This is a genomic window from Pseudomonas sp. EB271-G4-1 (assembly GCF_058791355.1).
This window is the reverse complement of sequence record NZ_JBYTEO010000123.1, coordinates 1-6521: the sequence shown is the minus strand read 5'-3', so window position 1 is coordinate 6521 and position 6521 is coordinate 1. Positions and strand designations below refer to the sequence as shown.

The following is a 6521-nucleotide window of genomic DNA, read 5'->3' as shown; positions in this document are numbered from 1 at the left end:
GTGGGTCGCCGCGATGGGCCATCCTTGGCCCAGCGCGGCTAAACCGGCGTCCTGCCGGTTTCCCCACTGCGCAATGCTGCTTCGGCCATCGTGGTTAACGGGGCGCTTGCGATCAACAGCAAAGCGAGGCGGCCTGACAGCCGACCTGACTTTTACGGTTGTACCTGAATGTCGAAACCCTATAGCTGCGGCGTGACCCTCACTCGAAGGCGCTCCGGTAGGCAAACAGACCAGGCATGCCGCCGGTCATCACAAACAGCAGATTGCTCCCCGCCCGGTAATCACCCCGACGTACAGCCGCGAGCATCCCGGCGAAAGCCTTGCCACCGTAGACGGGATCGGTGAGCAAGCCTTCCTGGGACGCCAGCAGGCGTACCGCTTCGAGCATCGCTTCGGTCGGCGCGCCATAGGCATCGCCGCGTTGGCTGCCATCCACGCGAATCGAGTGGTCGGCCAGCGTCGTGGACCGGTCAAGCAGCTGCAGGACCTGTCGGGTTTTTTCCAGGGTCGTGGTCGCGGCCTGTTCCTCCGTCGCCAGCACCGAGTAGCCGAGGATTTGCGTCGAGGCACCAGCCAGGGTGACGCCGGCCAATAAACCTGAGTGCGTGCCAGCGCTGCCATTGGGCACGATGATTTGCTCGAAATGCATATCCAGCGCCTCCGCCTGGCGCAGGATCTCGCCTGCGCAGGCGGCATAACCCAGGCTGCCCCGAGGGCTGGACCCGCCGAGGGGCATCACGAAGGGCCTCTTGCCTTGGCCCTTGAGCGTGTCGACCAACTGCGTCGCGTAGGCATCGGGCAAGACACCCCGAGCCAGCCGATGGACCTTCGCGCCAAACAAGGCATCCAGCAGCACATTGCCGTTGTGGCAAAAGTCGTCATCGGTGCGCACGGCCGAGGGTGTCAGGATCAGCTCGCAGGCGAGGCCATGACGGGCCGCCACGGCCGCGGTCAGTCGTGCGTGATTGGATTGCAAACCGCCCCAGGTCACCAGTGTGTCGGCGCCTTCGGCCAAGGCTTCGCCGAGCAGGAACTCCAGTTTGCGCAGTTTGTTGCCACCGCCGCCAAGACCGGTCAGGTCGTCGCGCTTGACGTAGAGCTGACAGCCATTGAGTTCGGGCAAGTCGCTCAAGCGGGACAGCTTCTGGATCGGCGTCGGGCCTTCGAGCAGGGCCACCCGTGGGTAGGCGGCCAGCGCGGCATCAAGATGATTCAAGTCGTTGGGCATGAAGGTTCGCTCGTGGAGTGAAGGAATTTGAACGCCATCGACCACTGTAAAAAGCTCTGGTTCGAAGATATACCACCGGCAAGGAATTACAGTTGATACACCGTGTAATGAATGCGTGCATCTCTAATACAGATGTCATCGATCTTGATAAATCGTTTCACGAGATATATTGACGCGAGATAAGGTCTGCCGCATTCGCCTGCGGAGTACCTGGTCCCATGAATTATGCCGAGCGCAATCTTGCCTATTGGCGTCGCAACCTGGCTGTTTGTGTATTCGGCTCGTTCACCACATTGGTGAGCCTGAGCATGCTGTTGCCGTTCCTGCCGCTCTATGTGCAGCAACTGGGCGTCACTGAGCAGGCCGATGTGGTGCAGTGGTCCGCGGTAGCGTTCGGCGCGACATTCTTTGGCACGGCGATCACTGCACCGCTCTGGGGCCGCTTGGCTGATCGTTTTGGGCGTAAACCGATGCTGGTCCGCGCGGCCATCGGCATGGCGATCGTGATGTCGCTGATCGGGCTGGCGCGGGACGTTACCGATCTGGTGGCGCTGCGCCTGATCGCCGGGCTCATCGGCGGTTATGCCTCGGCTTCGATCGTGATGATCGGTTCCCAGGTGCCACGGGAAAAGGCCGGTTGGGCACTGGGCGTGCTGTCGACGGGGGCGTTGTCCGGCAACCTGATCGGGCCGCTGGTAGGTGGATTCCTCCCGCAGTGGGTAGGTATTCGTGGCACTTTTTTTGTTGGCGGCGCAATGATCGCCGTGGCGGCGATCACCACCATCGTACTGATTCGTGAGTCGTTCGATCGTAGTTCGGACGGGGCCCGACGCGCCAAAAAAATCCCGGTCGAAGGTGCCGGTTCTCGATGGCCGATCATTGGCGCACTGCTGATGACGGCAATGATGGTGCTGCTGGCCAACATGTCGATCGAGCCGATCATCACTGTCTACATCGGTCATCTGGGCGTGGCCTTTGATGATCAGGCGCAGATTGCCGGCGTGGTAATGGCCTGTTCAGCGCTGGGCAGCATCCTGACCGCTGCCAGGCTGGGGGCACTGGCCGATCGGGTCGGCAGCTGGAATGTGATCATCGGATGCCTGGTGTTGACGGCAATCGTCATGGTGCCCCAGGCATTCGTTACGCAGTGGTGGCAACTGGCAGTGTTGCGCGGCCTGATGGGCATGACCATAGCCGGGCTGCTGCCGGCGATTGCCAAGCTGATCCGGCAATCGGTGGAGGATCACGACAGCGGGAAAATCCTTGGCTATCTGCAATCGGCGCAGTTCTCCGGGCAGGTGATCGGGCCCCTGATCGGTGGCCAGATCGGCGCCCATTTCGGGTTGCACCACGTGTTCCTGGTGACTGCCGCGCTGCTGGTGTTGTGCGCCGGAATCAATGGCTGGGTGAGAAGTGAAGCGGGAATCCAAAGTAGTAAATTCACCAAAAGCGATCAGCCGGATCATTAATGATCATTTTACATGATCATGTGCCGGGCATAGGTTTAAGGGGCACAGATACCGCAGCCAGTGGCGGATCGAGTCTGAATCTGAGGCTGTGGAACAACAATAACGCTACCACTGCTACACGGAGTCAACGTGAACCATGCAACCGAATCAGCCAGAATCCGCAACCATCCCCGGTACAAGGAGCTGGTCTCGCGGCAGCGAAGGTTTGTCGCCAGTCTGACCGCAGCAACCCTTGTCCCGTACTTCTCGTTCATCCTCGTCGCCGCTTTCGCCCCCCAGTTGCTGGCGACGAAACTTTCCGCGACCAGCATCATCAGTATCGGTTGGCCTTTAGGTGCCGTGTTCATCGTCGGGGCCTGGTTGTTCACCGGGCTGTACATCCATCGCGCCAATGGTGAATTCGATGACCTGAGCGCAGAAATCCGCGCGGGGGCCATCGTATGAAACGCATCCTCATGAACCTCATGCTTCCCGTACTGCTGTGCGTATTCGCGGCTCGCGCCATGGCCGGTGACGTTATCCAGGGCGTCGAAAAACAACCGATCAACATCACCGCCATCAGTATGTTCCTGGTCTTTGTCGTGACCACCCTGGGCATCACGTACTGGGCCGCCTCGAAAACCCGATCCATGGATGATTTCTACACCGCCGGTGGCGGCATCAGCGGTTTCCAGAACGGCCTGGCACTGGCCGGTGACTACATGTCGGCGGCGGCGTTGCTGGGGGTCACCAGCATGATCTTCTTCAACGGCTTCGATGGCGTGCTGTACTCGATCAGCTTCTTTGTTGCCTGGCCCTTGCTGTTGTTTCTGTTCGCCGAGCGCATCCGCAACCTGGGGCGCATCACCATTTCCGATATCGCTTCGTTCCGCCTCGATCAAAACCGCATCCGCACGATGACGGCCTTCGGTTCGTTGACGGTGGTGTGCTTTTACCTGGTGGTCCAGATGGTGGGAGCAGGGCAGTTGATCCAGCTGCTGTTCGGTCTGCCGTACAACTATGCGGTGGTTGCCGTGGGGCTGTTGATGGCGGTCTACGTCACCTTCGGCGGCATGGTCGCCACCACCTGGGTGCAGATCATCAAGGCCGGGTTGCTGCTGGTGGGCGGGACGCTGCTGGCATTTCTGGCGCTGAGCAAGTTCGGCTTTTCCTTCGACCTGTTGTTTGAAAAAGCCGTGGCCGCGCACCGCGATGGCGAGCGGATCCTGCTGCCGAGCAAACTGGTGGCCGACCCGCTGTCGCTGATCTCATTGGCGCTGGGACTGGTATTTGGCACCGCAGGACTGCCGCATATCCTGATGCGCTTCTTCACCGTGCCGGACGCCAGGCAGGCGCGTAAATCGGTGTTCGTCGCCACGGGTTTCATCGGTTTTTTCTACCTGATCGTGGGCGTGCTGGGCCTGGCGGCCATCGTGATCGTCGGGCAAGACCCGGCCTTCTACGAGTCCGGCAATCTGGCGGGCAAGCTGATCGGCGGCAGTAACATGCCGGTGATGCACTTGGCCAAAGCCGTGGGTGGCGACCTGTTGCTGGGCTTCATTTCTGCCGTGGCGTTCGCGACGATCCTGGCGGTGGTGTCGGGGCTGACCATGGCCGGCACATCGGCGATCTCCCATGACTTGTACGTGATGGTGGTCAGGAAGGGTAAGGCCGAAGCCAAGGACGAACGCCGCGTTTCGCGCATTGCCTCGGTGGGCATCGGCATCGTCGCGGTGGTGCTGGGGATTCTGTTCAAGGATCAGAACATTGCCTTTCTGGTCGCGCTGACGTTCGGCGTGGCGGCCTCGGTCAACTTCCCGATCCTGGTGCTCTCGATGTACTGGAAAGGGCTGACCACCCGTGGCGCGCTGATCGGCGGTGTCGCCGGGCTGGTGAGTGCGGTGGGGCTGGTCATTCTTTCGCCGGCGGTGTGGGTCAAGGTGCTGGGCAATGCCGAGGCGATCTTCCCCTATGACTACCCGGCGATCATCTCGATGAACGTGGCATTCCTGTTCACCTGGCTGGGCTCGGTGACTGACCGCAGCCGTGGCGCGGTGCTCGAGCGCGAGCGTTTCGATGATCAGTTGATCCGCGCCCAGACCGGGCTCGGCGCCGCGCAGGCGGTCAACCACTAAGACCTTCGCGGTCCATCCTTTCCTGATTTGCGCATTCTGTAAAAGGAGTCAGCCATGCAACTACGCGACAATGGCCTGAGATTTTCACCCATCACCGTTGCCCTGCACTGGGTCGTGGCGATTTCGCTGCTGGCGATTTTCGGCCTGCAACTGTGGATCGGCCACGCCTCCAGCGAGGCGCAGCAACTGGCGCTTGTCCGGGTACAAAACCTGCTGGGGCTGATTCTGTTCCTCGTCTCGTCCTACCGGTTCTGGGCGCGGATCGCCTCCTATCATCCGCTGCCGGTAGGCACGCCGAACCCGATCGAAGTGATCATCAGCCGTTCGGTGGCGGTGTCGCTGGCCTTGGCGATGGTGCTGTTGCCGATCGCGGTTTGGGCTTCGCGGGCCGCCGCCGGCGAGGTGCTGCAACTGCCCGGCGGATTATGGATTCCGTCGCTCCTGCCGGTTAACCCCACCTTGAAGCATGTGGTCGATGTGCTGTTCGCCATTGGCGCCTCCGCGTTCCTCGCAGGGCTCGCGCTGCATGTTTTCGGTGCCGCGAAAAATCACTTTCTCCTGAAGAACAACACGCTCAAGCGGATGCTTGGCAAACATGTGGAGCTGTGAGTCATGAAACAGGACAAAAACGTTTTTTCGGGTAATGTCGTCACCCGGCTCTGCGGCGTGAACTACCCGATCTTCCTCGGCGGCATGGCCGCCATTTCCGGCCCGCAACTGGTCGGGGCCGTGGCCAACGCCGGGGGCATGGGCGTGCTCGGTGGCTTGCGCCTGCCACCTTTGGCCTTGCGTCGTTGGATCGAGGAAACACGGGCACTGACCGACCAGCCCTTCGGGGTGAACCTGGTGCCGCAGTTCGGCGGGCCGGATGTGTTCGAAGCGCAGTTCCAGGTGATCCTCAAGCAAAAGCCCAGATTGCTGTCGCTGTTCTATGCCGAGAAATATGCCGCCGACATGATTCCCCGGGCGAAAGACGCCGGGCTGCTGGTGATGGTGCAAGCGGGGTCGGTGGAGCTGGCTCGCATCGCCATCGCCCAGGGCGCGGACATCATCATTGCCCAGGGCAGTGAAAGTGGTGGGCACCTCAATCGCGGCACGATCGGCATCATGCCGTTGTTGACGTCGATCCTGGCCGTCGCCGAGGGCAAGCCGGTGCTGGCGGCCGGCGGTATCGTCCACGGCGATGATGTGCGCGCACTGATGTCGCTCGGCGCGTCAGGGGTGGTGGTGGGCACGGCGTTCATTGCCACCGACGAGTCCAACGCCCATCCGCTGTACAAAAAGAAGATTGTCGAGGCGACTACCGATGACACGGAGTACCGCACCGGCTATTCGTTCGGTTGGACCTACGGCACGCCGCACCGGGTGATTCCCAATCGGGACAAGTGGAATCTGCTGCGCTTTATCGGCGGCGGGGCCCGGGCGATTGACAAGCCACGGATGGCGCAGAAGCTGTCGCTGTATGCGGGGCAGGGGGTGGGCAAGATCCACAGTGTCGTGCCGGCGGCCGAGCGGGTGGCGGAGCTGGCGTGCGGGCTGGATCAGTTGTCTGTAACCGAGAGAAAGGTCACGGACTACGCTGCGACAGGACGGTTCCTGAACGAGCAGAGAAGGACACTCGGCTGGCAGTGAACCCTGTGGGGGGGGGGGGGGGGGGGGGGGGGGGGGGGGGGGGGGGGGGGGGGGGGGGGGGGGGGGGGGGGGGGGGGG

6 protein-coding genes are annotated in these 6521 nt (G+C 61.8%); 5 read left to right on the top strand and 1 reads right to left on the bottom strand.

Going from position 1 to position 6521, the window contains the following annotated elements:
- Nucleotides 1–199: 199 nt before the first annotated feature.
- A complete protein-coding gene (locus tag AC3WWR_RS30565) occupies nucleotides 200–1228 on the bottom strand; it encodes a D-cysteine desulfhydrase family protein (RefSeq protein ID WP_492599314.1) in 1029 nt (342 codons plus the stop codon).
- Between the two features lie 218 nt (nucleotides 1229–1446).
- On the opposite strand from AC3WWR_RS30565, the gene AC3WWR_RS30560 reads away from it, so the two are divergent.
- From AC3WWR_RS30560 to AC3WWR_RS30540, 5 genes are all read left to right on the top strand, one after another.
- The gene (locus tag AC3WWR_RS30560) at nucleotides 1447–2697 is read left to right on the top strand and encodes an MFS transporter (RefSeq protein WP_492599313.1); all 1251 of its coding nucleotides are present in this window, start codon (nucleotides 1447–1449) and stop codon (nucleotides 2695–2697) included.
- A gap of 129 nt (nucleotides 2698–2826) precedes the next feature.
- Complete coding sequence (locus AC3WWR_RS30555; RefSeq protein ID WP_110751285.1) at nucleotides 2827–3141, top strand: DUF485 domain-containing protein; 315 nt, start codon at nucleotides 2827–2829, stop codon at nucleotides 3139–3141.
- Nucleotides 3138–4811, top strand: a complete 1674-nt coding sequence (locus AC3WWR_RS30550) for a cation acetate symporter (protein WP_110751287.1) — start codon at nucleotides 3138–3140, stop codon at nucleotides 4809–4811. The genes AC3WWR_RS30555 and AC3WWR_RS30550 overlap by 4 nt, the downstream gene beginning before the upstream one ends.
- 54 nt (nucleotides 4812–4865) lie before the next feature.
- Nucleotides 4866–5420, top strand: coding sequence for a cytochrome b (locus tag AC3WWR_RS30545; protein ID WP_492599312.1), 555 nt, complete (start codon nucleotides 4866–4868; stop codon nucleotides 5418–5420).
- 3 nt (nucleotides 5421–5423) lie between these two features.
- Nucleotides 5424–6443 carry an NAD(P)H-dependent flavin oxidoreductase gene (locus AC3WWR_RS30540; protein WP_168757927.1) on the top strand — a complete coding sequence of 340 codons (1020 nt, stop codon included), beginning with the start codon at nucleotides 5424–5426 and terminating at the stop codon, nucleotides 6441–6443.
- Nucleotides 6444–6521: the final 78 nt, after the last annotated feature.

Coding starts and splice junctions, on each gene's coding strand:
- AC3WWR_RS30565 (WP_492599314.1), bottom strand. CDS start 1,228: ATGCCCAACGACTTGAATCATCTTGATGCCGCGCTGGCCGCCTACCCA.
- AC3WWR_RS30560 (WP_492599313.1), top strand. CDS start 1,447: ATGAATTATGCCGAGCGCAATCTTGCCTATTGGCGTCGCAACCTGGCT.
- AC3WWR_RS30550 (WP_110751287.1), top strand. CDS start 3,138: ATGAAACGCATCCTCATGAACCTCATGCTTCCCGTACTGCTGTGCGTA.
- AC3WWR_RS30545 (WP_492599312.1), top strand. CDS start 4,866: ATGCAACTACGCGACAATGGCCTGAGATTTTCACCCATCACCGTTGCC.
- AC3WWR_RS30540 (WP_168757927.1), top strand. CDS start 5,424: ATGAAACAGGACAAAAACGTTTTTTCGGGTAATGTCGTCACCCGGCTC.